The 26,750-nt window shown below is 62.6% G+C and carries 30 protein-coding genes; 17 read left to right on the forward strand and 13 right to left on the reverse strand.

The window, feature by feature from the left end; translation table 11 throughout:
• The first annotated feature begins 28 nt into the window (after window positions 1-28).
• Complete coding sequence (locus tag RY831_RS19510) at window positions 29-799, forward strand: flagellar brake protein (protein ID WP_326508056.1); 771 nt, start codon at window positions 29-31, stop codon at window positions 797-799.
• A 182-nt stretch (window positions 800-981) separates the two neighbouring features.
• On the opposite strand, the gene fliE is transcribed toward RY831_RS19510, so the two are convergent.
• Window positions 982-1,335: a flagellar hook-basal body complex protein FliE gene (gene fliE, locus RY831_RS19515; RefSeq protein ID WP_326508057.1), complete on the reverse strand. Its 354-nt coding sequence runs from the start codon at window positions 1,333-1,335 to the stop codon at window positions 982-984.
• 264 nt (window positions 1,336-1,599) lie between these two features.
• Here fliE and fliF point away from each other — a divergent pair, with 264 nt between their 5' ends.
• The 13 genes from fliF to fliR all read left to right on the forward strand — a co-directional run bounded on the left by fliF (window position 1,600) and on the right by fliR (window position 12,866).
• On the forward strand, window positions 1,600-3,303 hold the full coding sequence (gene fliF, locus RY831_RS19520) for a flagellar basal-body MS-ring/collar protein FliF (RefSeq protein WP_326508058.1): 1,704 nt from the start codon (window positions 1,600-1,602) through the stop codon (window positions 3,301-3,303).
• Window positions 3,296-4,291 carry a flagellar motor switch protein FliG gene (gene fliG / locus RY831_RS19525; RefSeq protein ID WP_326508059.1) on the forward strand — a complete coding sequence of 332 codons (996 nt, stop codon included), beginning with the start codon at window positions 3,296-3,298 and terminating at the stop codon, window positions 4,289-4,291. Before fliF ends, fliG begins: the two co-directional genes overlap by 8 nt.
• Before the next feature lie 93 nt (window positions 4,292-4,384).
• The gene (gene fliH / locus RY831_RS19530; protein ID WP_326508060.1) at window positions 4,385-5,068 is read left to right on the forward strand and encodes a flagellar assembly protein FliH; all 684 of its coding nucleotides are present in this window, start codon (window positions 4,385-4,387) and stop codon (window positions 5,066-5,068) included.
• Entirely contained in the window at window positions 5,065-6,492 is a 1,428-nt protein-coding gene (fliI, locus tag RY831_RS19535) for a flagellar protein export ATPase FliI (RefSeq protein ID WP_326508061.1), read from the forward strand. The genes fliH and fliI overlap by 4 nt, the downstream gene beginning before the upstream one ends.
• Window positions 6,493-6,521: 29 nt before the next feature.
• The gene (gene fliJ, locus RY831_RS19540; RefSeq protein ID WP_326508062.1) at window positions 6,522-6,962 is read left to right on the forward strand and encodes a flagellar export protein FliJ; all 441 of its coding nucleotides are present in this window, start codon (window positions 6,522-6,524) and stop codon (window positions 6,960-6,962) included.
• A gap of 7 nt (window positions 6,963-6,969) precedes the next feature.
• Window positions 6,970-8,280, forward strand: coding sequence for a flagellar hook-length control protein FliK (locus tag RY831_RS19545; protein ID WP_326508063.1), 1,311 nt, complete (start codon window positions 6,970-6,972; stop codon window positions 8,278-8,280).
• 191 nt (window positions 8,281-8,471) lie between these two features.
• Window positions 8,472-9,017: a flagellar basal body-associated protein FliL gene (fliL, locus tag RY831_RS19550; protein WP_326508064.1), complete on the forward strand. Its 546-nt coding sequence runs from the start codon at window positions 8,472-8,474 to the stop codon at window positions 9,015-9,017.
• Window positions 9,018-9,021: 4 nt separating this feature from the next.
• Window positions 9,022-10,023: a flagellar motor switch protein FliM gene (fliM, locus tag RY831_RS19555; protein ID WP_326508065.1), complete on the forward strand. Its 1,002-nt coding sequence runs from the start codon at window positions 9,022-9,024 to the stop codon at window positions 10,021-10,023.
• A complete protein-coding gene (fliN, locus tag RY831_RS19560; RefSeq protein ID WP_326508066.1) occupies window positions 10,016-10,432 on the forward strand; it encodes a flagellar motor switch protein FliN in 417 nt (138 codons plus the stop codon). Before fliM ends, fliN begins: the two co-directional genes overlap by 8 nt.
• A complete protein-coding gene (gene fliO, locus RY831_RS19565) occupies window positions 10,429-10,896 on the forward strand; it encodes a flagellar biosynthetic protein FliO (RefSeq protein WP_326508067.1) in 468 nt (155 codons plus the stop codon). Before fliN ends, fliO begins: the two co-directional genes overlap by 4 nt.
• A gap of 39 nt (window positions 10,897-10,935) precedes the next feature.
• On the forward strand, window positions 10,936-11,697 hold the full coding sequence (fliP, locus tag RY831_RS19570) for a flagellar type III secretion system pore protein FliP (RefSeq protein WP_326508068.1): 762 nt from the start codon (window positions 10,936-10,938) through the stop codon (window positions 11,695-11,697).
• 16 nt (window positions 11,698-11,713) lie between these two features.
• Window positions 11,714-11,983: a flagellar biosynthesis protein FliQ gene (fliQ, locus tag RY831_RS19575; RefSeq protein WP_326508069.1), complete on the forward strand. Its 270-nt coding sequence runs from the start codon at window positions 11,714-11,716 to the stop codon at window positions 11,981-11,983.
• 94 nt (window positions 11,984-12,077) lie between these two features.
• Window positions 12,078-12,866 carry a flagellar biosynthetic protein FliR gene (gene fliR, locus RY831_RS19580; protein WP_326508070.1) on the forward strand — a complete coding sequence of 263 codons (789 nt, stop codon included), beginning with the start codon at window positions 12,078-12,080 and terminating at the stop codon, window positions 12,864-12,866.
• 133 nt (window positions 12,867-12,999) lie between these two features.
• Here fliR and flgL read toward each other — a convergent pair whose 3' ends face one another.
• The 11 genes from flgL to flgB form a co-directional block, all read right to left on the reverse strand.
• The gene (flgL, locus tag RY831_RS19585) at window positions 13,000-14,226 is read right to left on the reverse strand and encodes a flagellar hook-associated protein FlgL (protein WP_326508071.1); all 1,227 of its coding nucleotides are present in this window, start codon (window positions 14,224-14,226) and stop codon (window positions 13,000-13,002) included.
• Window positions 14,227-14,250: 24 nt separating this feature from the next.
• The gene (gene flgK / locus RY831_RS19590; RefSeq protein WP_326508072.1) at window positions 14,251-16,458 is read right to left on the reverse strand and encodes a flagellar hook-associated protein FlgK; all 2,208 of its coding nucleotides are present in this window, start codon (window positions 16,456-16,458) and stop codon (window positions 14,251-14,253) included.
• Between the two features lie 143 nt (window positions 16,459-16,601).
• Window positions 16,602-17,510 carry a flagellar assembly peptidoglycan hydrolase FlgJ gene (flgJ, locus tag RY831_RS19595; protein WP_326508073.1) on the reverse strand — a complete coding sequence of 303 codons (909 nt, stop codon included), beginning with the start codon at window positions 17,508-17,510 and terminating at the stop codon, window positions 16,602-16,604.
• A 16-nt stretch (window positions 17,511-17,526) separates the two neighbouring features.
• Window positions 17,527-18,621 carry a flagellar basal body P-ring protein FlgI gene (locus RY831_RS19600; protein WP_326508152.1) on the reverse strand — a complete coding sequence of 365 codons (1,095 nt, stop codon included), beginning with the start codon at window positions 18,619-18,621 and terminating at the stop codon, window positions 17,527-17,529.
• 54 nt (window positions 18,622-18,675) lie between these two features.
• Complete coding sequence (locus RY831_RS19605; RefSeq protein ID WP_437126297.1) at window positions 18,676-19,383, reverse strand: flagellar basal body L-ring protein FlgH; 708 nt, start codon at window positions 19,381-19,383, stop codon at window positions 18,676-18,678.
• Between the two features lie 28 nt (window positions 19,384-19,411).
• Window positions 19,412-20,194: a flagellar basal-body rod protein FlgG gene (gene flgG, locus RY831_RS19610; RefSeq protein ID WP_326508075.1), complete on the reverse strand. Its 783-nt coding sequence runs from the start codon at window positions 20,192-20,194 to the stop codon at window positions 19,412-19,414.
• Window positions 20,195-20,287: 93 nt separating this feature from the next.
• Entirely contained in the window at window positions 20,288-21,031 is a 744-nt protein-coding gene (flgF, locus tag RY831_RS19615) for a flagellar basal-body rod protein FlgF (RefSeq protein WP_326508076.1), read from the reverse strand.
• Window positions 21,032-21,114: 83 nt separating this feature from the next.
• Window positions 21,115-22,386 carry a flagellar hook protein FlgE gene (gene flgE / locus RY831_RS19620; RefSeq protein WP_326508077.1) on the reverse strand — a complete coding sequence of 424 codons (1,272 nt, stop codon included), beginning with the start codon at window positions 22,384-22,386 and terminating at the stop codon, window positions 21,115-21,117.
• A gap of 33 nt (window positions 22,387-22,419) precedes the next feature.
• A complete protein-coding gene (locus tag RY831_RS19625; RefSeq protein ID WP_326508078.1) occupies window positions 22,420-23,088 on the reverse strand; it encodes a flagellar hook assembly protein FlgD in 669 nt (222 codons plus the stop codon).
• A 20-nt stretch (window positions 23,089-23,108) separates the two neighbouring features.
• A complete protein-coding gene (flgC, locus tag RY831_RS19630; RefSeq protein WP_326508079.1) occupies window positions 23,109-23,513 on the reverse strand; it encodes a flagellar basal body rod protein FlgC in 405 nt (134 codons plus the stop codon).
• 2 nt (window positions 23,514-23,515) lie between these two features.
• A complete protein-coding gene (gene flgB, locus RY831_RS19635) occupies window positions 23,516-24,001 on the reverse strand; it encodes a flagellar basal body rod protein FlgB (RefSeq protein WP_326508080.1) in 486 nt (161 codons plus the stop codon).
• A gap of 208 nt (window positions 24,002-24,209) precedes the next feature.
• On the opposite strand from flgB, the gene flgA reads away from it, so the two are divergent.
• The 3 genes from flgA to RY831_RS19650 all read left to right on the forward strand — a co-directional run bounded on the left by flgA (window position 24,210) and on the right by RY831_RS19650 (window position 25,887).
• The gene (flgA, locus tag RY831_RS19640) at window positions 24,210-24,947 is read left to right on the forward strand and encodes a flagellar basal body P-ring formation chaperone FlgA (protein ID WP_326508081.1); all 738 of its coding nucleotides are present in this window, start codon (window positions 24,210-24,212) and stop codon (window positions 24,945-24,947) included.
• A 129-nt stretch (window positions 24,948-25,076) separates the two neighbouring features.
• Window positions 25,077-25,379, forward strand: coding sequence for a flagellar biosynthesis anti-sigma factor FlgM (gene flgM / locus RY831_RS19645; protein ID WP_326508082.1), 303 nt, complete (start codon window positions 25,077-25,079; stop codon window positions 25,377-25,379).
• Between the two features lie 37 nt (window positions 25,380-25,416).
• Entirely contained in the window at window positions 25,417-25,887 is a 471-nt protein-coding gene (locus RY831_RS19650; protein WP_326508083.1) for a flagella synthesis protein FlgN, read from the forward strand.
• 72 nt (window positions 25,888-25,959) lie between these two features.
• Here the strand turns inward: RY831_RS19650 and motD are convergent, their stop codons facing one another.
• Window positions 25,960-26,742 carry a flagellar motor protein MotD gene (motD, locus tag RY831_RS19655; protein WP_326508084.1) on the reverse strand — a complete coding sequence of 261 codons (783 nt, stop codon included), beginning with the start codon at window positions 26,740-26,742 and terminating at the stop codon, window positions 25,960-25,962.
• Window positions 26,743-26,750 lie beyond the last annotated feature (8 nt).

A 26,750-nucleotide genomic window follows, 5' to 3' on the forward strand; every position in this document is an offset into this window, starting at 1 on the left:
TTTCAGTTTCACTTATTAGCAGATTCTCATGGCACTCAATACGAAGTTCGGCACGGAAGATGTCAGTCCGTACCAGATCCATTCACGGCGCGAAATCCTGAGCCTGCTGCGCGCCATGCAGGAGCGCGGTCAGCTGGTCAGCATGCAGGTCAACGGCGGCGCGGAAGCCGTCGTCACCTCGGTACTCGAAGTCAATGAAGACGAAGGCATCGTGGTGATCGACCGCGCGCCCAGCAATCTTGTCAACCAGCGCATCATCGAAAGCGACAACGTTTCCTTTGAAACCCTGCTCGACAGCATCCGCATCATTTTCTTTTCCAGCGAAGTCAGCGAGTGCCTTTTCGAGGAAATGCCGGCCTTGTCCATTCCCGTCCCGGCGATACTCATCCGCCTACAGCGGCGCGAGCATTACCGGGTGCCGACGCCGGTGGCGAATCCCTTGCGCTGCACCGTGCGCATCCCCGAAGACCAGGCTTCAGGACAGGCGGCCACGACTGCGGTGGTCACGGTCAAGGATATCAGCGGCGGCGGCATCGGCTTGATCGATGAAAAGAAGCTTCTGGATAACACCATCGGCAAGATCTACAAGGCTTGCCGGATTGACCTTCCGGGGAATACCACACTGACGGTGGACCTGCAGATCAGGAATTCGCATGAAATCTCGCTGACCACCGGGAAATCGATACGCAAGCTGGGATGCATGTTTGTCAATCCGGCCTCCGCGACCGAGGCTGCGGTGCAGCGCTACATCACGAAGCTGGAACGCGAGCGGAATGCACGGGCTACGGGGATGGGCTAAAGCTAAAGCTGGGGCTGAAAGCGATCCCGCTCCCCGCACGACACTGGCAGCTAGCGGGAGAAAGAACGGGATCGATGCCGGCCGTCCTGAAGAGAGAAATCCTGCCAGACCAGAAGATAGGGTGTGGCATTGAATGAGAACGGCCAGGGTCTATGCAGCGCAGATGTGCGTCTCCATCCCTGTCATACCTGCATGTTCATGATGTCGTGATAGGCCGACACCAGCTTGTTCCGCACCTGCACGGTTGCCTGAAAGGCGATGCTGGCCTTCTGGGAATTGATCATCACATCCGACAGGTTGACGCTATCGTCGCCAAGGACGAAACGCTTGCCGAGATCCTCCGCCCTGCGTTGCGCGCCATTGACCTGGTCGAGGGAAGCCTTGAGCGCGCTCGCGAAATCCACTCTGGTCGCAGGCTCGCCGTCGGGCACGGCGCTTCCGACTCCCTTGACGCCCTGCTCCGGGCGCGTGGCGGCCGCCTTGAGCTGCGAAATCATCGCTTCAATCCGGCTTGTATCGATCATTCCAGTTTTCATGCTTTCCTCGCGCAGCAACGCCCAATCAGTGCTGGTAGCAATGCCGCAATGTCCTGTTGACATTCGCAATGCCAATTTTCACAGCGCTAAGGTATCACGCGAAAACACCGTCTTTTCAGGTAATTAGCAGTGAAAAGCACACTCTATTCCTGCGATCGAATTTCGCCAACCCGACGAGAATTCCACACTAAGGCGAAAACCCCAAATAGCAAAACACAACATGAATAACATTTACCTGAACGGCAAGGGCCAGAAAGGCCGATCATGGCAGTAGCGGGAGAAACCTCCGCCGTTGTTCCAGCCGCGCCTGGCGGCATCGTCAGCTTCGCGCAGTCGCCGGCGGGCCGAAATGTGCTGCTGATGGTCGGCGTGGCGGCCGTGCTCGCCGTGATGACAGGTGTCTGGCTGTGGAGCCAGCAGCCGCAGTACCGGGTTCTCTTCTCGAACTTCTCGGACCGCGACGGCGGCGCCATCGTCGCGTCGCTGCAGCAGCTGAATGTGCCCTACAAGTATTCCGATGGCGGAACCGCGATCATGGTGCCGGAGAGCCAGGTGCATGACATTCGCCTGAAGCTGGCTGCGCAGGGCTTGCCGAAAGGCGGCAACGTCGGCTTCGAACTGATGGAGAACCAAAAGCTGGGCGTGTCGCAGTTTCTCGAGCAGGTCAATTTCCAGCGCGCGCTCGAAGGTGAACTGGCGCGCTCGATCCAGGCGCTGGCAGCGGTCCAAGGCGCACGCGTGCACCTGGCCCTGCCGAAGGCATCGGTGTTCGTACGCGACCAGCAGAAGCCGACCGCCTCGGTGCTGCTCAACCTCCACCCCGGCCGCGCGCTCGACCAATCCCAGGTCAGCGCCATCGTTCATCTAGTCGCCAGCAGCGTTCCCGAACTGCCGACCAAGAATGTCACCGTGGTGGACCAGAACGGCAACCTGCTTTCCGATTCCGGCAAGAAGCCCGGCGTCAACGGACTCGACGCCACCCAGCTCAAGTATGTGCATGAAGTTCAGCAAAGCATCGTCAAGCGTATCGAGTCGATCCTGACGCCCATTCTCGGCGCTTCCAATGTCAGGGCCGAGGCGACCGCCGATGTCGACTTTTCCACCAGCGAGCAGGCCGCCGAAATCTATAAGCCGAACGGCACGCCGACCGCGGCCGCCATCCGCAGCCAGCAGAGCAGCGAATCGCAGACCGGGGCGCCGCTGAATGCGTCCGGCGTACCGGGCGCCCTGTCCAACCAGCCGCCCGCGCCCGCGACCGCGCCGCTCAACGCGCCTGCCGCCACCGCGCCCGGCGCCGCGCCGAATGCCGCCGGGCAGCCCGCAGCTCCGGTGAATGCGCAAAAGGACATGACCGTCAATTATGAAGTCGACAAGACGGTGCGTTATGTGCAGCAACCCATGGGCGGCCTCAAGCGCCTGACCGTGGCCGTCGTGGTCAACTACCGCAAGGAGGTCGACAAGGACGGCAAGGTCACGATGAAGCCGCTGACCGAAGCCGAAAAGACGCAGATCACCGACCTGGTCAAGGAAGCGATGGGCTACAGCAAGGACCGCGGCGATTCGCTCAATGTGGTAAACAGCCCGTTCGCCAGCGAAGAGAAGGAAGCCGAGCCCGAAGTGCCGCTCTGGAAGCGTCCCGAAGCCATCCCGCTGGGCATGATGCTCGGCAAATACCTGCTCGGCGCACTGATCATCGCTTACCTGTTCTTCGCCTTCCTTCGTCCGATGCTGAAGAAGGCTACTTCCCACTTCGCGCCGCCGAAGGAGGAAAAGAAAGACGAGGATGACGAGGACGCGATCGTGCAGATCGGACAGCACCAGGGAGAACAGGACGAGACGCAGCTTCTGGAGCAGGAAACCAAGCAGCGCACCTATCATGACAACCTGGAAGCAGCAAAACAATTGGCCAAGTCCGATCCGAAGATCGTGGCGAATGTCGTTAAAGCATGGGTAGGCGGAAATGAGTGAAGACGGTGTAATGAAGGGTGCGATCCTCATGCTCGCGCTGGGCGAGGAAGAGGCGGCGGAAGTGATGAAATATCTCGGCCCGCGCGAGGTGCAGAAGCTGGGCGCGGCCATGTCGACCATGAAGTCGATCGGCAGCGAGCAGCTGGAAGCGGTGCTGCAGGACTTCAGGGCGGAGACCGAGCAGAACACGTCGTTCGGAGTCGATTCCGACGAATATATCCGCACCGTGCTGACCAAGGCGCTGGGCGAGGACAAGGCTTCGTCCCTGCTCAACCGCATTCTCGGCACCCGCGACGCAAGCGGCATCGAAAGCCTGAAGTGGATGGATTCGCAATCGGTGGCCGACCTGATCCGCAACGAGCATCCGCAGATCATCGCCACCATTCTCGTGCATCTCGAGCGTTACCACGCCTGCGAAGTGCTGACCTTCTTCACCGAGCGCCTGCGCAATGACGTGGTGCTGCGCATAGCCACGCTCGACGGCGTGCAGCCCGCGGCGCTGCGCGAACTGAACGAAGTCCTGACCAAGCTGATGGCCGGCAATGAAAACCTGAAGAAGAAGCCGATCGGCGGCGTCAGGGCGGCGGCGGAGATTCTCAACTTCCTGTCCGGCGAGATCGAGCAGTCGGTTATGGATAACCTGAAGAACTACGACAACGACATGGCGCAAAAGATCATGGACGAGATGTTCGTGTTCGACAACATCATCGATATCGACGACCGCGGCATCCAGGTGCTGCTGCGCGAAGTCCAGTCCGAATCGCTGATCGTCGCGCTCAAGGGCGCCACGCAGGACCTGCGTGAAAAAGTCTTCAAGAACATGTCGCAGCGTGCCGCCGAAATGATGCGCGAAGACCTGGAGTCGAAAGGCCCGGTTCGCCTGTCCGAAGTGGAGGCGCAGCAGAAGGAAATCCTGCAGATCGTACGCCGCCTCGCCGACGAAGGCCAGATCGTTCTTGGCGCCAAGGGCGATGACGCCTTCATCTGATGCGGAAAAGATAGGCCATGGCATAAACATGCAGCCATGGCCTGATTGCCATGCGTCCCACCGCAGTGCCGCCGTGAATCACCAGGAAAGCCCATGAGTTCCACCATCATTCCAAAAGAACAGTTATCGGCCTACCAGCGCTGGGAACTGGCTTCCCTTGGCGACAACCGCCCCAGCGCGAGGCAGGAAGCCGCGCTGGCCGAACAGCAGGCGGCCGAACAACTCGCCCTGCTGCGTGAGGAGGCAAGGCGCCAGGGTTACGAGGAAGGCCATGCGCAGGGACACCAGGCCGGCCATGCCGAAGGCTACGCCCAGGGGCACGCCGAGGCGCTTGAAACGGCGCGCGAAGCCCTGGTAGCCGAACTGGCGCCGGTGCGCAAGATCGCCGAAACCTTCGGCAGCGCCATCGAGCGTGCGACCGACACCGTCGCGTCCGACATGCTCGAACTTGCGCTGGACCTGGCCAAGGCCATGCTCAAGACATCGCTGAAAGTCCGCCCCGAGCTGGTCTTGCCGGTGGTGAACGAAGCAATCCGCTACCTGCCGGTGGTGCAGCAACCCGCCCTGCTCGCCCTGCACCCGGACGACGCCCTTGTCGTGACCACGCATATAGGCGAGGAACTGAGCCGCAATGGCTGGCGCGTGACGGAAGATCCGCACCTGGAACGCGGCGGCTGCCGCATCGAAACCGCCAGCAACCAGATCGACGCTTCCGCCGAAGTGCGCTGGCAGCGCATCGCGGAAGCGCTCGGCAAGCACAATGGCTGGCTGGAATGATCGGCGCGCCCATCCACCCCACCCAACCCGCTGAACCCACCGAACGCTGGCAAGCCTATCTGCGCGACTGCAGCGCGCTGGCGGGCATCGCGGAACCGATGCAGGTTTCCGGCCGCGTGACCCGCGTCGCCGGCCTGGTGATGGAAGCGGTCGGCCTGAAGCTGGCCGTCGGCAGCGCCTGCACCGTGCCGCTTGGCAGCGGCGCGAAGATCGAGGCTGAAGTGGTCGGCTTTGAAAACGACAAGCTGTTCCTGATGCCGCAGAGCGATGTGGAAGGCGTGGTGCCCGGCTCGCGCGTGTACCCGCTGGAAGTCGTGCAGACCCTGCCCCGCCCCGGCACCGTGGCCCATCCCCGGCGGCGCCCCAGCGACCGCGGCAGGCACCTGCCGGTCGGCGAGGAATTGCTGGGCCGCGTGCTGGACGCGGCGGGCCGGCCGCTCGACTCGCTCGGGCCGCTGCAGGCGGCACACTCCGCGCCGCTCAACGTCCGTCCCGGCAACCCGCTCTTCCGCGCCCCGATCTCCGAGGTGCTCGACACCGGCGTGCGGGCGATCAACAGCATGCTGACCGTCGGACGCGGGCAGCGCATGGGCCTGTTCGCGGGTTCCGGCGTCGGCAAGAGCGTGCTGCTCGGCATGATGGCGCGCTATACCAGCGCCGACGTGATCGTCGTCGGCCTGATCGGCGAACGGGGACGCGAGGTCAAGGAATTCATCGAACAGATCCTCGGCACGGTCGGCCTGGCGCGCTCGGTGGTGATCGCCGCCCCGGCCGACGTGTCGCCGCTGATGCGGCTGCAGGGCGCGGCCTACACCCACACGGTTGCGGAATACTTCCGGGACCAGGGCAAGAGCGTGCTGCTGATCATGGATTCCCTGACCCGCTATGCGATGGCACAGCGTGAAATCGCCTTGGCCATCGGTGAACCGCCGGCAACCAAGGGCTATCCGCCGTCGGTGTTCGCCAAGCTGCCGGCGCTGGTGGAACGCGCCGGTAACGGCAAGGAAGGCGGCGGCTCCATCACCGCCTTCTACACCGTGCTGACCGAAGGCGACGACCAGCAGGACCCGATCGCCGATTCGGCGCGCGCCATTCTCGACGGCCACATCGTACTCAACCGGAGCCTGGCCGAGGCCGGCCACTATCCGGCGATCGATGTCGAACAGTCGATCAGCCGGGCGATGCACAACATCACCTCGGACCAGCACCAGAAACTCATGCGCCGGGTCAAGCAGCTGTATTCCCGCTATCTGCGCAATCGCGACCTCATCAGCGTCGGGGCCTACAGCGCCGGCTCGGACCCGGTGCTGGACCAGGCGATTGCCCTCAATCCGAAAATCGAAGCCTTCCTGCAGCAGGACATCGGTGAAAAATCCGCCATTGCGGAGAGCTTGGGGCAACTTGCCGCGCTTTTCAACGGATGAGATCTTGTGTTGCGGAACTATAATGAATCATGGCAAAACAATCCGCACTCGACACTCTTATCGAACTGGCAACCACCCAGACCGATGAAGCCGCCAAGCGGCTGGGCGTCGCCGTGCGCGCCTGCCAGGATACCGAGCAGAAGCTCGACATGCTGATGCAGTACCGCGAGGACTACGAGGCCCGCTTCAGGACGGGGCTTTCGAGCGGAATGACCGCCATGGGATACCGCAATTTTCAGCTCTTCCTTGAGAAGCTCGACACGGCGATCGCCGGCCAGCAGCAGATCGTGGACAACGCCAAGCGCCGCATCGCGGAGGAGCGCGGCGCCTGGCAGACTGCCGAACGCAAGCGCATGTCGTACGGCACGCTGGCCGCGCGCAAGGAAACGATAGAGCAGCGCAAGGAAAGCAAGCGCGACCAGAAAATGATGGATGAGTACGCAACCCGCCTAGCCAACTATAAACGGTAGACCAGACATGCCAACGCCCCAGGTTACCAATCCCGCCACGCTGTTCACCGCTGCCGCACCGGCCGGCAGGAAAGCGGACGCGGGAAATCCCGCACAGTCTTTCGGACAGCTGCTGTCCCGCGAAGTGGCCGAGCGCCAGCCGAGCCAGCCGGCCAATGCGCCGGCGCGCAAGGAAACATCGCCGGCACCGGACAAGGCCCAGCAGTCAGCCTCGACATCGGCGCCCTCGCCTTCTTCGGCCCAGCAGGCGGCAGCGCGCGGCAATGCCGGCGACAACAGGCAGGCGGTCAAGAACAAGAGCAGTTCCGAAAAAACGTCGGCCAGCGACGAGGCTTCCGAAAGCAAGGAAACCGCCGCGCAATCGCCCGAGGACCTGCTGGCCATGGTTGCCGGCTTGGTCCAGATGACAATGCCGGCCGAAGCCGCGAGCGACGCGGCAATGGCCCAGGCGCAAGATACCCAGCAAGCCATGGTGGATCCGGCCCTGCTGCTGGCTGCGGCCGGCATGCTGCGCGGCGACCAGGCGGCCATCCGCCCTGACAAGCTGGAAACGGCATCCGACATGCAGTCGGCCGGCAAGGAGCTCGGCCTCGACACCGACGGCCGCCGCACCGGCGCGAAAGACATGCTGCTCGACCAGTCGCTCGCGGCAAAAAGCGACGCCGATGCCGGCGCAGCCACCGACGATCTGGCCGCCCTTGCGGCCAAAGGCAAGGAATTGATGCTGGGAGCGGACGGCGAATCGGCATCATCCGGCTTCACCGCAGCACTGCAAGATACGATGACGCAAGGCCCGGCCGGAGCGCAAGCCGTTCCGCAGATGATGCAGCTTCAGGCCGCCGCGCGCACGTCGGAAACTAGAGCCGCGGACCGGCTGACGCCAGCGGTCGGCACGCCCGGCTGGGACCAGGCGCTCGGCCAGAAAGTGGTGTGGATGGTCGCGGGTGAACAGCAGAGCGCCTCGCTGACCCTGAACCCGCCTGATCTCGGCCCGCTGCAGGTGGTCCTCAACGTCAGCAATTCGCAGGCGACTGCAACCTTCTCCGCCGCGCAGCCGGAAGTTCGCCAGGCACTGGAAGCGGCATTGCCGAAACTGCGCGACATGCTTGGCGAAGCCGGCATCCAGCTGGGACAGGCAACCGTCAATAGCGGGTCGCCGAACCAGCAGAGCCAGCAAGGCCAGTCGTTCGCATCCAGGCATGGCAACCGGGGCAACGGCGGCAATGACATGAATGCAGAAGGCAATGTCGCCGCAGTACAGCCGAGCCGTGCAACAGCTTCTTCCGGCGGCATCGGCATGGTGGATACCTTCGTGTAACCGCCGAGCGGAGCTGGCACGAACGATAACCGGTGGACATGAGGATCAGGCAACACTATTTGAGGGAAATGGATTTGAGTCGACTTCCCCCTTCTGTTCAACGCATCCTCGAAGCCGCCGCTTGACGATAATGCGTCAGGAAATTGTGCAGTAACACCGATCCGCGATGCGGGCGGGACTAAGGAACAAACATGGCAACCGCCTCGAAAGCAAACGCGAAAGTCGCAGCCGCAGACGATGGCGCCGGATCCGGCGCCGCGGCAAAAGGTTCGAAGAAGAAGCTGATCATCATCATCGTCGGCGCCTTGCTGCTGGCCGCCATCGGCGCCGGAGCGGCCTGGTTCTTCATGGGCAAGGCCCAGGGCGGGCAGGATGGGCATGCGACGGCCGCTCCGCCGCCGCCGAAGGTCGATCTGAGCAAGCCGCCGGTTTTCCTGCAGATGGAACCGTTCACGGTCAATCTGCAGCCGGAAAACGGCGAACAGTACCTGCAGGTGGCGTTCACCCTGCAGGTGGCCGACCAGTCGCAGGTAGACTACCTGAAAATGTACATGCCGCTGCTGCGCAGCCGCATCCTGCTGCTGCTCGCCAGCCGCAAGGCATCGGAAATCGGCACCGCCGAAGGCAAGCAGAAACTGCAGACCGACATCCTCGCCGAAGTCACCAAGCCTTTCGTTCCGAACGCTGCGCCGCAATCGGCCAGTGGTGTCTTCTTCACGTCCTTCGTGATCCAGTAAGATCATGGCTGACAATTTCCTATCCCAGGAAGAAGTCGATGCCCTGCTCAAGGGCGTAACCGGCGACCAGGACGAAAGCGCCGCGCCGGAAGACGACTCCGGGATACGTCCGTACAACCTCGCCACGCAGGAGCGCATCGTCCGTGGCAGGATGCCGACGCTGGAAATCATCAACGAGCGTTTCGCCCGCCTGCTGCGCATCGGCCTGTTCAACTTCCTGCATCGCAGCGCCGAAGTATCGATCGGTCCGGTGCGTGTGCACAAATACAGCGAATTCATCCGCAACCTGGTGGTGCCGACGAACCTGAACCTGGTTCACATGAAACCACTGCGCGGCACCGCGCTGATGGTATTCGATCCCAACCTGGTGTTCCTGCTGGTCGACAACCTCTTCGGCGGCGACGGCCGTTTCCACACCCGCGTGGAAGGCCGCGATTTCACGCAGACCGAACAGCGCATCATCCAGCGCATTCTCGGCATCGTGTTCGAAACCTATGCCAAGTCATGGGAGCCGGTGTATCCGGTCGAGTTCGAATACGTCCGCTCCGAGATGAACACGCAATTCGCAAACATCGCCACGCCCAACGAAGTGGTGGTGGCGACGACTTTCACGGTCGAACTCGGCCCGGTCAGCGGCGAGATGCATTTCTGCACGCCCTACTCGATGATCGAGCCGATCCGCGACATCCTCACCAGCAGCTTGCAGGGCGAGACGCTGGAAATGGATAAGCGCTGGGTGCGCCTGATGACCCAGCAGATCCAGACCGCCGAAGTGCAGATCGTGGCCGACCTCGGCACGGCCAACACCACGCTCGGCGAAATCCTCAACATGAAGGTCGGGGATGTCATTCCGATCTCGATCCCCGAAACCGTGGCGGGCAAGGTCGACGGCGTTCCGGTCATGGAATGCAGCTACGGCAAGTTCAACGGGCAGTATGCGCTGCGCGTCGAAAAGCTGCTGACCTACAGCACCAATGAATTTATGCAAGGAGAAGACAATGGCTGACGAAAACGACCAGTCGAGCATGGACGACGACTGGGGCGCCGCGATCGCCGAACAGGCGCAGGCGGAAGCGGCCGCGTTGGCCGCGAAACAGGCCCAGGCAACGGTATTCCAGGATTTCGCCGCCTCTCCGGGCAAGTCGAACACCAACAACGACATCGACTTCATCCTCGACATCCCGGTACAGCTGACGGTGGAACTCGGCCGCACCAAGATCGCCATCAAGAACCTGCTGCAACTGGCACAGGGATCGGTTGTAGAACTCGACGGCCTGGCCGGCGAGCCGATGGACGTGCTGGTCAACGGCTGTCTGATCGCCCAGGGCGAGGTGGTGGTGGTGAACGACAAGTTCGGTATCCGCTTGACGGACATCATCACGCCGTCCGAACGCATCCGCAAGCTCAACAGATGAGATTCGCACGTATTCCCATAGCGCTGGCCATGCTGGCGACTTCTATTGCGCAGGCGGCGGAACAGGCCGCTGCGCCGGCGGCTACGGCGGCCGCAGCGGCCACAACAGCCACGGCGGCATCCCCCGCATCGGCAGGCAGCCTGCTCCAGGTCCTGCTCGGCCTCGTTGCCGTGCTGGCACTGATGGCAGGCGGCGTCTGGCTGCTCAAGCGCATGGGCGTGGCGGGAACCGCCAACGGCAACGTGGCGCGCGTGGTCGGCGGCGTAAGCGTCGGCAATCGCGAGCGCGTGCTGGTGGTTGAAGTCGCCGACCAGTGGATCGTGGTGGGGGTGGCCCCCGGCCGCGTCAGCGCGCTCTCTTCCATGCCGAAGCAGGAATCCGCGCCCACCCTGCAAGCCCTGCCCGACAACAAGAACTTCGCCGCCTGGCTCAAGCAAACCATCGACAAGCGCAATGGCAAGTAAAGCTCGCCGCGCCTTCCCGAAGTGAACACTGTTTCCAAGATGCCTTTCCGACTGCCTTCCCTTGCCCTGCCCGCGCTGCTGGTCCTGCTCGCGCTGCTCGGCTTGCCGCTGCTGGCCGCGGCCCAGACCGGGCTGCCGGCGGTGACCAGCAGCCCGGGGCCGGGCGGCGGGCAGACCTATTCCCTCAGCCTGCAAACGCTGATCCTGCTCACCGGACTGACCCTGCTGCCGGCGGCCCTGCTGATGATGACCAGCTTCACCCGCATCATCATCGTGCTGTCGCTGCTGAGGCAGGCGCTGGGTACGCAGACCGCGCCGCCCAACCAGGTGCTCATCGGCCTTGCGCTGTTCCTGTCGCTGTTCGTCATGGGACCTGTGCTCGACCGCGTCTATACCGATGCCTACCAGCCGCTGTCGGAAAACAAGATCACGATGTCGCAGGCGCTCGAACGCGGCGTGGTGCCGCTCAAGAGCTTCATGATGAAGCAGACCCGCCAGTCGGATCTTGCGCTCTATGTAAAGCTGTCCGACACGCCCGCGCTTAACGGTCCCGAAGACGTGCCGCTGCGCGTGCTGGTGCCTGCCTTCATCACCAGCGAACTCAAGACCGCGTTCCAGATCAGTTTCGCCATCTTCATTCCGTTTCTCATCATCGACATGGTGGTGGCCAGCATACTGATGTCGATGGGCATGATGATGATGTCGCCGGCCATCGTGTCGCTGCCGTTCAAGCTGATGCTGTTCGTGCTGGTCGACGGCTGGCAGCTGCTGATCGGCTCGCTTGCCCAAAGTTTCTTCTGAAATTAAAGGATATCCAATGACTCCGGAAAGCGTCATGACGATGGGCCGCCAGGCCATGGAAGTCACATTGATGGTCGCCGCGCCGATGCTGCTGGTGGCGCTGGCGGTGGGCCTGATCATCAGCATTTTCCAGGCCGCCACGCAGATCAATGAAGCGACGCTGTCCTTCATTCCGAAGCTCGTTGCGATCTTCATCACGATGATCATTGCCGGTCCGTGGATGCTGACGGTAATGCTCGATTACATGCGCCAGATGTTTGCCAGCATTCCGGGCATGGTGGGCTGACCCGGCGGGCATCATCAGCTTAACCGGCCTCGCCTTTCATCCAATATTCGATTGAACGCCGGCGGCGCCGGCCCGCCGCCTCAATCCTCGTTCAATGATCACGTTCACCAGCGCAGAGCTAAATACCTGGATCGCCGCATTCCTGTGGCCGCTGACCCGTATCCTCGGCCTGATCGCCACCGCACCGCTGTTCGGCAATCTCGCCATTCCGGCGCGCGTCAAACTCGGGCTCGGCATCATGCTCTCCATCGTGGTCGCGCCGGCGGTGCCGGCCCTCCCCGCCGCCGATCCCATGTCATTCGCCGGCCTGCTCATCGTGCTGCAGCAGCTCGTCATCGGTCTGGCAATGGGGTTCGCGATGCGCATCGTGTTCGCCGCGGTCGAGATGGCAGGCGAGATTTGCGGCCTCACCATGGGCTTTGGATTCGCCACCTTCTTCGACCCGCAGACGCGCGCCCGCTCCTCCGCGCTGTCGCAGTTTCTCGCGCTGCTCACGCTGATGCTGTTCCTTGCACTGAATGTGCACCTGATGATGCTGTCCACCCTGGTGGAAAGCTTCACCACCATTCCGATCGCCGCGCAGCCAACGGGCACTGGCGGCTTTCGCCAGTTGGCCAATTGGGGCGGCCTGATCTTCAGTTCCGGCGTGCAGCTGGCGCTGCCGGTGATCGCGGCGCTGCTGATCACCAACATCGCGCTCGGCATACTGACCCGCGCCGCGCCTCAGCTCAACCTGTTCGGCATCGGCTTTCCCGTGACGCTGGCCGTGGGTTTCCTCGTCATTGCGCTCGTCCTGCCTTATCTTGCGGTGCCGATGCAGAAGCTGTTCACGGAGGGGAATGAATTCATGCTGCAGATGCTGCTGGGCGGCGGAAGGCGGTGATACTCGCCCAGATGCCGTTTCCTGTTCTGATATCTGCAACAACATTCGATTCGGGCAGCCAATAGTACGGACGACAAATGAAAACGCGAGCATCTGCCCGCGTTTTCATTTTCAATAACTGCCGGCTAGATGGTCAGTTCGGCATGAAATTGAACAAGGTCAGGCCCGACGTCTTTACGAACGCTTGCTGCGCCGCTTCGAGCATGATCTTCTGCTTGGAGAGATCGGTGATGGCCTTGGTGTAGTCCAGGTCCTGCAGCGTGGACAGCGACTCCGCATACAGCAGGCTGCGGTCATCGCCTTGCGTATCCAGCGAATCGAGTTCCTTCAGCCGGGAGCCGACCGATGCGCGCACGGTCAGCACGCTGTCGAGCGCGGTATCGATATTGGCATGCGCGGCATTGAGGCCGTTGGTCAGGTTGGCCTTGCCCGCATCGCCCGCGATCGGCGTCTTCAGCAAGGTGATCAGGTCGTTCATCGCGGTGAAGATGCTCTGGTTCTTCGAGGGGCGCACGGTGAAGCTGTCGCCTGTTGCCGGCGTGCCCGTGACGTCGAACTGCAGTCCGTCGAATGTGATCGACTGGCCGCTGACATAGGGTTGCGCGCTCAGCACCGTTGTCGGTGGCGCCGGAGGCGGCGGCGATGTTGTCGCGTCGATTACGTCGAAGGTGTTCGGGCCGGTAAAGACGATATTGTAGTCATGCCCTGTGAGCGCGGTGGGGTTGACGATGGAACCGGGTGAAATGACGCCGGTGCCGGCATTGGTGCTGCCCTTGCCGGTCACGAAGGTGCCGTTGCCGCTCTTGTTGCTTTCGAAAACCGCGCTGCCGGAATCGCTCAGCGAGATCTGGCGGCTCGGACCGATCTGCAGCATGCGCGCGCCCTGGTCGCCGATATAGGTTGCTCCGCTCGGCGTCTTGACGAAGGGCTGCGTCGTAGTCTGGAATCCGGAAAAAATGTAGTTGCCGGAAGCATCGCGGGAATTCGCAAGCGAGATGAGCTCGTCCTGATAGCCGCTCAGCTCGGTTGCGATGTAATCGAGCTGGGTGCTGTCGAGCACGCCGTTGCCGGCATTGACGGTGAGCGTCTTCACGTTCTGCAGCAGCGTGGTGATGCTCTGCAGCGCATTCTCTTCCATGCCGAGCGCGCTCTTGGCATTCTGCCGGTTGACCGAATACTGGTTATTGACAGCCTGCGACTGCGTTAATTCGAGGATCTGCGCCGCGGCGACCGGATCGTCGGAAGGCTTGACCACGCGCTTGCTCAGCGCAAGCTGCTGCTGCGTCTTCAGCAGGCTCGATTCCAGTTCCGACATGCGGGTGGTGCCGGACTTGAAGATGGTATTGGTGCTGATGCGCATAGTGTTATTCCCCGTTATCCCTTATCAGCCGCCGAGCGTGAGCAGCGTGTCGAACAAGGTGCTGGCCGTCTGCATCACCTTTGCCGCCGCCTGGTAGGCCTGCTGGAAACGGATCAGGTTGGTCGCTTCCTCGTCCAGGTTCACCCCGGATTCGGCTTCGAGCGAGGTTTCCGCCTGTTCCAGGAAGGCGGTTTCGGCCTTGTTGGTGACTTCCAGTTCGCGCGTCTTGTTGCCGATCAGGCTGACCAGCTGGGCGTAGGCGCCTTGATAGGTTGCCTTGCCGTCGGCCAGCGTGTTCTTGGTCTGCAGCCCGCCAAGCAGCACCGCGTTGCGGCTGTCGCCGACGCCGTTGCCGTTGGGCGAAATGGTGAAGGTGTCGTTGTCGTTCGGCGTGCCGGTGATGGTGAAGCTCACGCCGCCGGTGGTGAAAGTATCGCCGTCGACGTAAGGAATGTCGGTGAGCGAACCGGCGGGATGGTTGGTGGTAGTGCCGTCCGCGTGCCGGACCGAGATGTCCAGGTTGGGCGAGAAGCCGCTGAGTGTCTTGGTCGCCGAATCGTAGGTCAGCGTCGCGGTGGCACTGATTGTCGTCGTCGTCGTAGTCGCGGGTGCAACAGGCATTGGAATGCTGCCGAAGCTTACTCCATCGACAGTGATCGTATCGCCGGCCGCATAGTCGACGCTGGCGGTGCCGGCTGGATAGGTCACTACGGTGGGCGCTGCCGGCGGCACGCCAGGCGTCGTAACGGTGATCGGTTTATTCGTAGGCAAGCCGGTCACTTGCCCAGGCACGCCGTTGGTGTACGTGAGCGTTATACCGGCAGTCGCCGGCATCAGCGCCGTGGACTTGAGCTCGCCGGCGCTGATCTTTCCGCTGCCGGTATTGGTGGTCGGCGCGGCGGTACGGAACGGTGTAGCAGCCGCAATCTTGGAAACGTCCTGGATCGCGACCGCGAACTTGGCTGCGCCGTCGACCGTCGGCCGGATCACAAACGCGTCGCCTGCCGTTGCCGCGGTCGGCATCGACAGCGTGACGCCGGGAATCGCCTGGTTGGCGCCGCCCGGGAAGCCTGCGCCGGTATAGGTCGTGACACCGTCGGACAGACGCTTCACGGTGTAATTGCCGCCGGCGAAGGTCAACGAATAATCGCTGGTGGTCAGCAGACTGGCATCGGTGATCGCGCCCCTGACCTCGGCAGGCGGCGGTCCCGCATTGTTCTTGTTCGCATCGACGCGGGCGGATGGCTGCACGAAGAAATCGCCGCCGAGCGTGCCAGCCTGGTCCTGCCCCAGCCGGTGCTGCGCGTTGAAGCTGGCGGCGAGGCCAACCGCCACCCTTCCGAGCGCGTTCTGCGCCGCATCCATCGAGTTGGCGCGGAACTCCATCAGTCCGCCGAGCTTGCCGCCGGTGAGCGTGGCGTCGGGCAGGCGCACCTGGGTGCCGTTGGCCTGGTAGCCGACTTCAAGGCGGCTGGCGTCGGTCTCGGACCGCATGGTGACCAGCTGCAGCGTCTTTGATCCGACCACCAGCGGCTGGCCGCTGCCGACGAAAACGTTGACGCTGTTGCCCTGCGCGACGACCGTGGTCTGGGTCAGCTTGCTCAGCTCCGTGATCGCATAGTCGCGCTGATCGAGCAGGTCATTGGAAATCTTGCCGCCGGAATTGCCGGAAGCCTTCTCGATCGCATCGTTCAGTTTGGAAATCTGTTCGGCGTAGGTATTGATCTCGCTGACGCTGGAAGCGATCTGGCTGTTGACGCCCTGAGCGACTTCCTTTAGCTGCGAATCGAGGCTGTTGAACCTGGCGGCCAGTGCCTGCGCGGTCGAAAGAGCTGCCTGGCGCGAAGCCACCGCATTGGGATTGGCGGCCAGATCCTGCAAGCCCTTGAAGAAATCCTGCAGCACCGGCGACAGGCCGGCGGTGGTGTCGGCAAGCTGATTGTTGATCTGGCTGACCTGGGTGTAGTAGGTCTGGATCTGGTTCTGGGTCGACTGGGCGGAGCGCACCTGGCTTGCCAGCAGGTCGCTGAAAACCCGGCGCACGTCGACCACGGTCGCGCCCTTGCCGATATAGCCGGCGCCGGTGCTCTGCGAACCGGCGGTCGCCTGCACCACGACCTGGCGGGAATAGCCTGGCGTGTTGGCATTGGCGATATTGTGGCCGGTAGTGGCCAGTCCGGCTTGTGCAGCAGCGAGCGCGCTTTGGCCGACGCTGAGGATGCTTGAGCCCATGTTTTCAGCTTTCCAGAGAGAGTTATCCTTGTGTACGGCAGCGTGCGGGAAATCTTTAGGCCCGCCCGCCTTCCGTCGCCCTTTTCCTTCGAGATCTCACCGGCGGTACGGTGGCATGAGTCCGGGCGGCGTCGCAGGCAATGTCAGACCGACAACGACTGCTTGATGATGCGCGTGAGCTTGGCGGCATAGTGCGGGTCGGTCGCGTATCCGGCCTTCTGCAGTCCCTGCGCGAAACCGGTGATGTCCTTGGCATTGGCGATTACGGCTTCATAGCGAGGATTGTTGGTGAGCAGCCTGGCGTAATCCTTGAACGCGTCCGCATAGGAATCGTAAGCCCTGAATTTCTCGACCCTGGTGCGCGGCACCCCATTGACGTATTCCGTCGTTGCGGTTTCGACAACCTTGCCGGTCCAGCCGCCGGTTGCCTTGATGCCGAACACATTGAAACTGTTTGTTCCGTCGGCACCCTTGATCTCGCGCCGGCCCCAGCCGCTTTCCAGCGCCGCCTGGCCGAGCATGAACTTGGCCGGAATGCCGGTGGCGCGGCTGGCATCCTCGGCGGCTGCCCCGAGCTTGTCCTGGAATGCCCGCACATGCGCCGGCTTGTTGCTCGATGTCCTGGCCGCTTCGGCCGGCGGCGCGATCTGCATCACGCCCAGCGCCGTATTGAGATCCTGCCTCGAAAAACCGGCCGCTTCCGCCGGGCTGCCGGGCTTCAACCCGTCCTTGCCATCCTTTTGCGCATCGACGACCGTGGACAGCTGGCGCGTCAGCACATCCGCCAGGCCGACCCCGCGCGAAGCCATGGTCTGGCTGAGCTGCTGGTCGAACATGGAGGTGTACATCTTGCTCTGCTGGCTGTCGAACAAGCCTTCCTGCGGCGTGGCTTCGCGCATGCTCTTGAGCACCATGTTCATGAACAGGGCTTCGAACTGCTTCGCCGTCGCCGTCAGGGCTTCCGGCGAGTTTTGCTTGGCCGCCTGGCGCAGCTTGCCGATATCCTTGATATCGGCAGCGAAGTTGTTGGAGGTGTCAATGCGGTTGACCATGGCGGCAATCGTTCAATCAGATAATTTCAAGTTCGGCGCGCAGCGATCCCGCGGCCTTCATGGCCTGCAGGATCGCGAGCAGGTCCTGGGGGGTGGCGCCGATGGCGTTCAATGCCTTCACGACGTCGGCCAGCGAAGTACCGCCCTTGAGCAGCAGCACCTGGCCCGGTTCCTTCTTGATGTCGATCTGCGAGACCCCGGTCACCACTGTCTGCCCGCCCGACAGCGGCGCAGGCTGGCTGATCACCGGTTCGGTATTGATCACCACCGACAGGTTGCCGTGCGAAACCGCGCAGCTGTCTAGCGTGACGGCCTGGTTCATCACTACCGAGCCGGTTCGGGCATTGAGGATTACCTTGGCATTGGTCTGGGCCGGCGTGACATTGATGCTTTCCAGCGCGCCGAGGAAGGACACGCGCTCGTCGCTGGTGGCAGGTGCACGCACCCGGATCACGCGGCCGTCCTGGGCCGAGGCGGTATCGGGGCCGAAGCGCCGGTTGACCGCTTCCACCACGCGGCTCGCGGTGGAAAAGTCTGAATCGTTCAGTTCGAGGAAAACGGTGTCGCCACGGTTGAAGGAGCTCTGCACCGCGCGTTCCACGGTCGCGCCGTTGGAGATGCGGCCCACGCTCAGGTGATTGACCTGGGCCTTGCTGCCGTTGGCCGCGGCGCCGACGCCGCCGACAAGCACATTGCCCTGTGCCATGCCGTAGATCTGGCCATCCGCGCCCTTGAGCGGCGTCATCAGCAGCGTGCCGCCGCGCAGGCTCTTGGCATTGCCCATGGAAGACACGGTGACATCGAGCATCTGCCCCGGCTGCGCGAAGGCCGGCAGCGAGGTGGTCACCATGACCGCCGCGACGTTTTTCAGCTGCAGCGTGGTGCCGGGCGGAAGATTCACGCCCATGTTCTGCAGCATGCTCACCACGCTTTGCACGGTGAACGGCGTCTGCGTGGTCTGGTCGCCGCTGCCGTCAAGGCCGACCACCAGTCCGTAGCCGATCAGCTGGTTCTGGCGCACGCCCTGGATGCTGGCGAGATCCTTGAGCCGTTCGGCATGCACGGGCGCGGGCAAGGCAGCCAGCATGCCGGCGAACGCGGCGCCCGCCATCGTCAGGGCCAGTACGGATCGGGGTTTGTGCAGGAATATCATGGGGCGGACCGGTTAAAGCGGCAGCAGGCTCAGGAAGAAGCGCGTCATCTGCGACATCACTTCCGCCCTGTCGATGCGGCTGTTGGTGCGGTATTCGACGCGGGCGTCGGCGACCTGGGTGGACGACACCACGTTGCCGCTGACCACATGATCGGGATTGACGATGCCGGAGAAGCGCACGTATTCCACGCCCTTGTCGAAGGAAATCTGCTTTTCGCCGGACACCAGCAGGTTGCCATTCGGCAGAACCTCGGAAACGGTGACAGTGATGGTGCCGGTAAAGTTGTTGCTTGCCGTGGTCGCATCCTTTTCCTCGAACTTGTTCGAGGAATTGGCCGACAGGCCGAGCTTGGCGGTAGTGGTTGCCGGTATGCCGAACAGGCTCGGCGCGCCGAAGGATACGCTGCCGCTCTTGCTGGCCGTATTGCCCTCGGACTTGCCGGCGCTGGTCCTTTCGCTGATGGCGATAATGATGGTATCGCCCACCAGGCGCGCCCGGCGGTCTTCGAACATCGGACGATAGTTCGAGGCCTGAAAGATTGCGCCGTTGGATGGCGCGGCGGCCACCGCCGCCGGCGGCCGGTTGACAGGCGGCTGATGAGTGATGGTATCGGGCGCGGTCGCGCAGCCGGTCAATGCCAGTGTTGCCGTTATGCCTGCAATGCCGGCGGCGCTCCGGAATGCGGCGCCGCACCGTTCGATTGCGGATCGCTTCAGCATGGACAGGCGATTCATCGTCATTTCCTGATTACAGCTGCGCCAGACGCTGCAGCATCTGGTCGGATGTCGTGATTGCCTTGCTGTTGATTTCATAGGCCCGCTGGGTCTGGATCATGTTCACCAGTTCCTCGACCACGTTGACGTTGGAGGTTTCGATATAGCCCTGCGTCAGCAGGCCGGCGCCGTTGGTGCCGGGCGTGTTGGCATTGGGCGTGCCGGAGGCGGCGGTTTCCACATACAGGTTCTCGCCCTTCGACTCCAGTCCAGCCGGGTTGATGAAGGTGACCAGTTGCAGCGAACCGACCTGCGTGGGCGCGGCGACGCCGGGCTGTGTGACCGATACCGTGCCATCGCGGCCGACCGTGAAGCTCTGGGCATTGGCGGGAATGGTGATCGCCGGCTGCACCACGAAGCCGCTGGCTGTCACCAGCTGGCCCTGGCTGTCGATCTGGAAGGAGCCGTCGCGGGTATAGGCATTGGTGCCGTCCGGCATGAGCACCTGAAAGAAGCCCTGGCCCTGGATCGCGACATCCTTGTCGTTGTCGGTTTTCTGCAGGTTGCCCTGGGTGTGGATGCGCTCGGTGGCAACCGCGCGCACGCCGGTGCCGATCTGCAGGCCGGAGGGCAGCTGTGTCTGCTGCGACGACTGCGCGCCGGGCTGGCGCATGGTCTGGTACAGCAGGTCTTCGAATACCGCACGCGAACGCTTGAAGCCGCCGGTGCTCACGTTTGACAGATTGTTCGAGATGACATCCATCTGCGTCTGCTGCGCATCCAGGCCTGTCTTGGAAATCCACAAGGAACGAATCATTTCTTTCTCCGGAAACCCGCTTTGTCGGCCGCCCCGCGCATCCCGCATCGGTGCGCAGCAACGGCAATTTATTCAACCATTATTGGCGATTCATCAGCCCGTCAAAGACAGAAGCTGGGCTGCTTTCGCCTCGTTGCTTTCAACGTTCTTCATCAGCTGCATATGCATGTCGAACTGGCGGGCCAGCGCGATCATGTCGACCATGGATTCGACCACGTTGACATTGCTGCCTTCCAGGGCGCCGCCGATCAGCGCGACGTTGACATCCGCGTCCGCTTCGCCGCCCTCTTTCAATCTGAACAGGCCGTCGTCGCCGCGCACCAGGCTCTCTTCCGGCGGATTCACAAGCTTGATGCGACCGAGAATGATGGGCGCGCCCGGCTTGTAGTCGGCGGCGATCGAGGTGACCGTGCCGTCCTTGGCGACCGAGATGTTAACGTCAGGCGGAATCGCGATCGGTCCGCCGTCGCCCATCACCGATGCACCCGACTGCGTCTGCAGCAAACCGTTTTCATTGAGCTTCAGGCTGCCGTTGCGGGTATAGGCTTCGGTGCCGTCTTCCAGCTGCACGGCGATCCAGCCCTGCCCCTGCACCGCGACATCGAGGTCGCGCCCGGTCTGCTGTATCGCGCCCGGACGGAAATCGGAGCCGACGGTGGCGTCGACCACGAAGGAACGGGTGGGCAACTGCGCGCCGATGACCGGAATGGCGCGGAAGGAATCGAGCTGCGCGCGAAATCCGGTGGTGGAAACATTGGCCAGGTTGTGCGACGTGGTGGCCTGCTTCTCCATGATGTGCTTCGCACCGGACATCGCGGTGTAGATGAGGCGATCCATCTTGTTCTCCGGCGGCGCATTCCAGTCGGAACGCGCCGCTCATGCAAGGGTTGCGAGGGTTGATTGGGCCGTGTCCGGCGCTATCAGCGCAGGTTCACCAGCGTCTGCATCACCTGGTCCTGCGTCTTGATGGTCTGGGCGTTGGCCTGGTAGACGCGCTGCGCGGTAATCATGTTGACCAGCTCGGCGGTCAGGTCCACGTTCGAATCCTCGGTCGCGGACGATTGCAGTACGCCCAAGCTGCCGGAATCGGGAGTGCCGACCAGGGCCTGGCCCGAGGCCGACGATTCAGCCCAGACGTTGTTGCCCAGCGGCTGCAGGCCGTTCGGATTGGCGAAGTTGGCCAGCACGATCTGGCCGAGCGTCGCCGATTCGCCATTGGTGTAGCGGCCGGTGATCATGCCGTCGGCGCTCAGGTTGAAGCCGGAGAGACGCCCGGAGGTATAGCCGTCCTGGGTCAGCTTGTTCACGCCGAACGGCGAGCCGAACTGGGTGGAGCCGGTGAAGTCGAGGTTGACGACCTGGGTCGCAGTCGCGCTGTTGACCTTGCCGTTGGCGGTGGCGACAGCATCTAGATCGATGTTCACAGCGAATGGCATCAGGGCGGCAGTCGCGGCATTGATGGCGCCGTCGGTGCCGAAAGTTACAGTACTGAATGGCGTTCCGGGTGCCGCACCGAACGTGACATCAACACCGTCCACTTGCGCATAGACTTGCCACTCTCCGGCCGTTGCGGTCTTGACATAATAGGATTGCATCACGTGGCCGTTGCCGATGCTGTCGTAGACCGTCACCGAGTTGGTGCTGTTATAGCTGGTGGGGTCGGTGGGATCGAACGGCGTCGTCACCGGCACGGTATTGTTGGAATTGAGGTTGACTTGCTGCAGCAGATCCGTGGTCGCCACCGGCGGCAAATCGGTCGTGCGGATATTGATATCCGTCGGCGCACCCTTGGAGATGGTGCCGGTCAGGTCGGCCATGTAGCCGGTCAGACGAGAGCCTTCCGGATTGACGATGTAGCCGTTCTTGTCCAGCTGGAACTGCCCGTTGCGTCCGTACGTGATCGCGCCGTTATTGCTCATGCGGAAGAAGCCGCCGCCGTTGATCGCCATGTCCAGCGGGTTGTTGGTGCCGGTGATATTGCCCTGCGTGAACTGCTGAGCCACATTCGACAGCTTGGTGCCGATACCGATCTGGCCGGCACCGGCGCCGCTCAGCGCGCTGGCGTACACATCCGCGAACTGGGCCTGCGACGACTTGAAGCCAACGGTATTGGCGTTGGCGACGTTGTTGCCGATCGTCTCCAGACTCTTGGAAGCCGCATTCAGACCGCTCAATCCTTGTTGAAAACTCATCTTTTCTCCTTGCGCTCGATTGTCTGGAGCTGATTAATAAATTTGGCGTACGTCGGCGAAGCCGACGGTGCCCAGGCCTGGAATGGTCAATTTGATGCCGGCGGCACCGCTGGTCACGCTGGACACTTCGCCGAACGACAGCGTCTTGGTGGCGATTGCCTTGTCCTCGCGCACCGCGCTGATCTGGAATTTGTAGACGCCGTCCGGCGCGTCTTCGCCCTTGTCGGTCTTGCCGTCCCAGGTCAGCGGCAGCGTGCCGGCTTCCTGCGCGCCCATGTTCATGGTGCGCACGACCTGGCCGCCCGGGGCGCGGATCGTGACCTGCATGCTGTCGATGGACTCCGGAATATCGACGCCGAATACCGAGGCGCCCTCGACAAGGGCGATGTCCGATCCCGGCACCAGCACGCCGTGCCCGATCATGTCGGTGGCCTGCAGCGTCTGGCTGGTCTGGTAGCTGCCCTGCAGGGCCTGCAGCGTGGTGTTGAGCTTGTCGATGCCGGTCACCGTCGACAGCTGCGCCATCTGGCTGGTGACCTGGGCATTGTCGAGCGGGTTAAGCGGATCCTGGTTCTTCATCTGCGTGACCAGCAACTTCATGAAGCGGTCCTGGGTTTCCTCGACCGCCGTCGATTTGCTCTTGGTGCCGTTCATGGTTGCCAGCAGATCGTCTGGCACCTTGTTAGTCTGTACTGTCGTCATCCGGCGCTCCTCTCGCTATCTCACTGGCCCAGGGTCAGGGTTTTGAGCAGCATGGTCTTGGCTGCATTCATCGTCTCGACGTTCGTCTGATAGGAACGCGAGGCGGAAATCATGTTGACCATCTCTTCCACGACGTTCACATTGGGCATGGCGACATAGCCCTTTTCGTCGGCCTGCGGATGCTTGGGATCGTACATCATCTTGGGCGCGGACCTGTCCTCGACCACCTGCTGCACCTTCACGCCGGCCGCCGCCGGGTTCTTGCCCTGCTCTACGCTGAAGACCACATGCTTGGCGCGATAGATTTCGCCGGTCGAACTGGTGGTGCTGTCGGCGTTGGCGATGTTGCTGGCGACCGTATTGAGCCGCTGGCCCTGGGCGCTCATGGCCGAACCGGCCACGTTGAAGATGTTAAATAACGACATGATTATTGTCCCGTGACTGCGGTGAGCAGCGTCTTGATCTGTCCGCTGGCGAAAGTGATGCCGGCTTCATAACGAAGCGCGTTGTCGGTGAACTGGTTGCGTTCCACATCCATGTCGACCGTATTGCCGTCGACGTTGCCCTGCACCGCCGTCTGCCGATACATCATCTGCGCGCCGTTGGCGGTGGTCGTGCCGGCATTGCCGGAAAGATGGGCGGCCGAGGTGCGGCTCAGCGCAACGGCCAGCGGATTCGCGGCTGCCTTGCCCGCGCCGGCGGAGGCAACGGAAGCCGAGGCGGAAACCGGAGTCGCCGGCATGGCGCCCGGGCCGATCGCCTGCTTGAGCGCCGCGTTGAAATCGACGTCGCGCGCCTTGTAATTCGGCGTATCGGCATTGGCGATATTCGACGCCAGCACCTGCTGCCGTTCCGCCCGCAAGCTCAGCGCCGTCTGATGAAACCGCAATGCCTGGTCCAGCTTTCCTATCATTTCATTCCCCCGTATCGCGGTTCCGCCGCAGCCGTGCCGACATGCCAGGCTGCGGAAAGCCCTTGATGGATTGACATAGGCTGGATCATACGGATGCAAAAGTCGCATCGATCATGCAATAAGACTCTGAAAGGCTCGCCTTTTCACCCTTTTGATTGCCCGCCGCATGCGTAAGATTCTGGCCTGATAGTCCCGCATCACGGCCACAATGAAACCATCCGCAAAAGCACTGCACTCAGCACTCTGGCTCCTGGCCGGCGTTTCCGGCCTCGCCGGAACCTCTGCCGCCCAGGCGACTGCCGGAACCGCGCCCGCCTACCAGCGGCAGGATACGACGGCATTGCGGCAGACGGTCGAGCAATTTCTGCGCATTCAAAGCGCCGGACTGCCCGGCCAGGTGAACCTCAGCGTCGGCCAGGTCGATGCGCGCTCCAATCTCCCCGCCTGCGCCGCACCGGAAGCCTTCCTGCCCAACGGCAGCCGGGTATGGGGCAGGACCACGGTGGGCGTGCGCTGCACCGCGCCTTCACCCTGGACGATTTATGTCGCTGCCACGGTGCAGGTGATTGGCGAATACGTGATCGCCGCCGCGCCGCTGGCGCAGGGACAGGCAATCGGCCCCAATGACGTGACCCGCATCAAGGGCGACCTGACGGCCCTGCCGGCGGGAATCGTTACCGACGCCGGACAAGCCGTCGGCCGCACCGTCGCGTTGTCGCTGGCCGCGGGCACTCCGCTGCGGAGTGACGCATTGCGCAGCCAGGCCGCCGTCCAGCAGGGACAAACGGTACGCGTGGTATCCAACGGCCCGGGCTTCCGGGTTTCCGCCGAAGCACGGGCACTTAACAATGCAAGCGAAGGTCAGATCGCACAGGCGCGCACACCCTCCGGACAGGTGGTCAGCGGCATTGCCAAGGCCGGCGGCATCGTGGAAGTAACTTATTGACGGTTTGGCATGAAAAAACTTTCAAACTGTTTCAATTCACCGCTAAAGTTTTCCCGGATAGCGTCGATATACCTTCTGACAAGAACCGTTAGACCGCAAACAGTATCTGCAAACAGTTAAGGAATTGCCGTGAAAATCGATGACCCGTTGAAAAAGACCGGCGGCCTCGGCCTCCCCGCCGCACCAGCCCGCACCGGCAAGGGTGCCGACAAGACAGCCGGCGTCAGCTCGACACCGTCCGAAACCGACAGCGTCCACCTGTCGTCGACCGCGCAATCGCTGACGCAGACCAGCGCCGGCGGCGTGTTCGACACCAAGAAGGTGGAAGAGATCAAGGCGGCAATCGCCAACGGCACGTTCAAGGTCGATCCTGAAAAGGTCGCCAACGGCCTGCTGGATACGGTCAACGACTTGATCCGCACGCGCAAGTAAGCAAGCAAGCAAGTAATAATCAGCCAGGCAGGAAGTCATGCAAAACCCAGTCCGCAATCCCGGCGACAGCCTCAATGAAGAACTCGCCGCGGGGAATGCCCTGCTGCAGTTGCTGAAGCAGGAGCAGGAACACCTGATCCAGGCCAACCTGGAGGGACTGACCGCGGCGATCGAAGAGAAGACCAAAACCGTCGCCCGCATGACCGAACTGGCGCTGGCACGCCATCGCAGCCTCGCCGCCGCCGGCTTCAGCGCCGACGAGACCGGCATGCTGGCATGGGTCAGGAGCGCGCCCGCGGAAGCCGGACAGACATGGAACGCGCTGCTGGACCTGGCGCGCGACGCCAAGGAACTCAATCGCACCAACGGCCTGCTGATCGGCCAGCACATGTCGCGCAACCAGAATGCCCTGAGCGTCCTGCAGGGCAACCAGGGCGGCGGCACCATGTACGGACCGACAGGCCAGACGACTTCCTCCGGCGGCAGCCGCACCCTGATCGTCGGCTAAGCTCCCCGGTCATAGGCTTTGCGCCGGCATCTCCCGGCGCCGTACCGAGCCCCGCCGTACTGAATCCTTTTCCTATTTTCTTTCCCTGCCCGGGACCGGGACTTCCGTTTCCGACTCGGGCAGATTCGACAGCACCATGATCGCCACCCGGCGATTGCGCATTCGCCCTTCCGCCGACTCGTTCGATTCCGCCGGTTTGGCCGAACCGCGGCCGACCGCCGTCAGGCGCGCCGGCGCCACGCCACCGTCAACGAACAGCCTGACCACGCTGGAGGCGCGCACCGCCGACAGTTCCCAGTTCGACGGATAGAGGGCATTGCTGATCGGTTGATTGTCGGTATGGCCTTCGACCTGGATTGCATGGTCGTCGTCCTTCAGCACGGAGGCTACCGCCCTGAGCGCTTCGGCACTGTGTTCCGCCACGCGCGCGTCGCCGGGCGCGAACAGCACGCTGGCATTGATTTCCACCGTGACCCCGCGCGCCGTCTGCGTTACCCTGACCTTGCCCTGGTCTACCAGCGGCGCCAGCACGCCGAGAATGTCGCGGGCGACGCCGGTCAGTTTCTCCTTTTCCCTGCGCATGTTTTCCGTCGTGCGCGGGCGTACGGGCAACGGCCGCGGCAAGCCCTGCACCACCTGCGGCGCCTCCTCCGGGGCCCGGATCACCTGCACGCCGCCGAAGGCATCGGTCAGGGCACTGGACAGTGTCCGGTATTTACCTTCATTAACGGAAGACAGCGCATACATCACCACGAAAAACGCGAACAGCAGCGTGATGAAATCGGCATACGAGACCAGCCAGCGGTTGTGGTCATCGCTATCGTCCTCATCTTCACGGTATTGCTTGCGCGGCATGGTGTCGA

Origin of the sequence: Noviherbaspirillum album (genome assembly GCF_035916955.1) — a bacterium.
Taxonomy (GTDB): Bacteria; Pseudomonadota; Gammaproteobacteria; order Burkholderiales; family Burkholderiaceae_D; genus Noviherbaspirillum; species Noviherbaspirillum album.

Coding starts and splice junctions, on each gene's coding strand:
- RY831_RS19510 (WP_326508056.1), top strand. CDS start 29: ATGGCACTCAATACGAAGTTCGGCACGGAAGATGTCAGTCCGTACCAG.
- fliE (WP_326508057.1), bottom strand. CDS start 1,335: ATGAAAACTGGAATGATCGATACAAGCCGGATTGAAGCGATGATTTCG.
- fliF (WP_326508058.1), top strand. CDS start 1,600: ATGGCAGTAGCGGGAGAAACCTCCGCCGTTGTTCCAGCCGCGCCTGGC.
- fliG (WP_326508059.1), top strand. CDS start 3,296: ATGAGTGAAGACGGTGTAATGAAGGGTGCGATCCTCATGCTCGCGCTG.
- fliH (WP_326508060.1), top strand. CDS start 4,385: ATGAGTTCCACCATCATTCCAAAAGAACAGTTATCGGCCTACCAGCGC.
- fliI (WP_326508061.1), top strand. CDS start 5,065: ATGATCGGCGCGCCCATCCACCCCACCCAACCCGCTGAACCCACCGAA.
- fliJ (WP_326508062.1), top strand. CDS start 6,522: ATGGCAAAACAATCCGCACTCGACACTCTTATCGAACTGGCAACCACC.
- RY831_RS19545 (WP_326508063.1), top strand. CDS start 6,970: ATGCCAACGCCCCAGGTTACCAATCCCGCCACGCTGTTCACCGCTGCC.
- fliL (WP_326508064.1), top strand. CDS start 8,472: ATGGCAACCGCCTCGAAAGCAAACGCGAAAGTCGCAGCCGCAGACGAT.
- fliM (WP_326508065.1), top strand. CDS start 9,022: ATGGCTGACAATTTCCTATCCCAGGAAGAAGTCGATGCCCTGCTCAAG.
- fliN (WP_326508066.1), top strand. CDS start 10,016: ATGGCTGACGAAAACGACCAGTCGAGCATGGACGACGACTGGGGCGCC.
- fliO (WP_326508067.1), top strand. CDS start 10,429: ATGAGATTCGCACGTATTCCCATAGCGCTGGCCATGCTGGCGACTTCT.
- fliP (WP_326508068.1), top strand. CDS start 10,936: ATGCCTTTCCGACTGCCTTCCCTTGCCCTGCCCGCGCTGCTGGTCCTG.
- fliQ (WP_326508069.1), top strand. CDS start 11,714: ATGACTCCGGAAAGCGTCATGACGATGGGCCGCCAGGCCATGGAAGTC.
- fliR (WP_326508070.1), top strand. CDS start 12,078: ATGATCACGTTCACCAGCGCAGAGCTAAATACCTGGATCGCCGCATTC.
- flgL (WP_326508071.1), bottom strand. CDS start 14,226: ATGCGCATCAGCACCAATACCATCTTCAAGTCCGGCACCACCCGCATG.
- flgK (WP_326508072.1), bottom strand. CDS start 16,458: ATGGGCTCAAGCATCCTCAGCGTCGGCCAAAGCGCGCTCGCTGCTGCA.
- flgJ (WP_326508073.1), bottom strand. CDS start 17,510: ATGGTCAACCGCATTGACACCTCCAACAACTTCGCTGCCGATATCAAG.
- RY831_RS19600 (WP_326508152.1), bottom strand. CDS start 18,621: ATGGCGGGCGCCGCGTTCGCCGGCATGCTGGCTGCCTTGCCCGCGCCC.
- RY831_RS19605 (WP_437126297.1), bottom strand. CDS start 19,383: ATGCTGAAGCGATCCGCAATCGAACGGTGCGGCGCCGCATTCCGGAGC.
- flgG (WP_326508075.1), bottom strand. CDS start 20,194: ATGATTCGTTCCTTGTGGATTTCCAAGACAGGCCTGGATGCGCAGCAG.
- flgF (WP_326508076.1), bottom strand. CDS start 21,031: ATGGATCGCCTCATCTACACCGCGATGTCCGGTGCGAAGCACATCATG.
- flgE (WP_326508077.1), bottom strand. CDS start 22,386: ATGAGTTTTCAACAAGGATTGAGCGGTCTGAATGCGGCTTCCAAGAGT.
- RY831_RS19625 (WP_326508078.1), bottom strand. CDS start 23,088: ATGACGACAGTACAGACTAACAAGGTGCCAGACGATCTGCTGGCAACC.
- flgC (WP_326508079.1), bottom strand. CDS start 23,513: ATGTCGTTATTTAACATCTTCAACGTGGCCGGTTCGGCCATGAGCGCC.
- flgB (WP_326508080.1), bottom strand. CDS start 24,001: ATGATAGGAAAGCTGGACCAGGCATTGCGGTTTCATCAGACGGCGCTG.
- flgA (WP_326508081.1), top strand. CDS start 24,210: ATGAAACCATCCGCAAAAGCACTGCACTCAGCACTCTGGCTCCTGGCC.
- RY831_RS19650 (WP_326508083.1), top strand. CDS start 25,417: ATGCAAAACCCAGTCCGCAATCCCGGCGACAGCCTCAATGAAGAACTC.
- motD (WP_326508084.1), bottom strand. CDS start 26,742: ATGCCGCGCAAGCAATACCGTGAAGATGAGGACGATAGCGATGACCAC.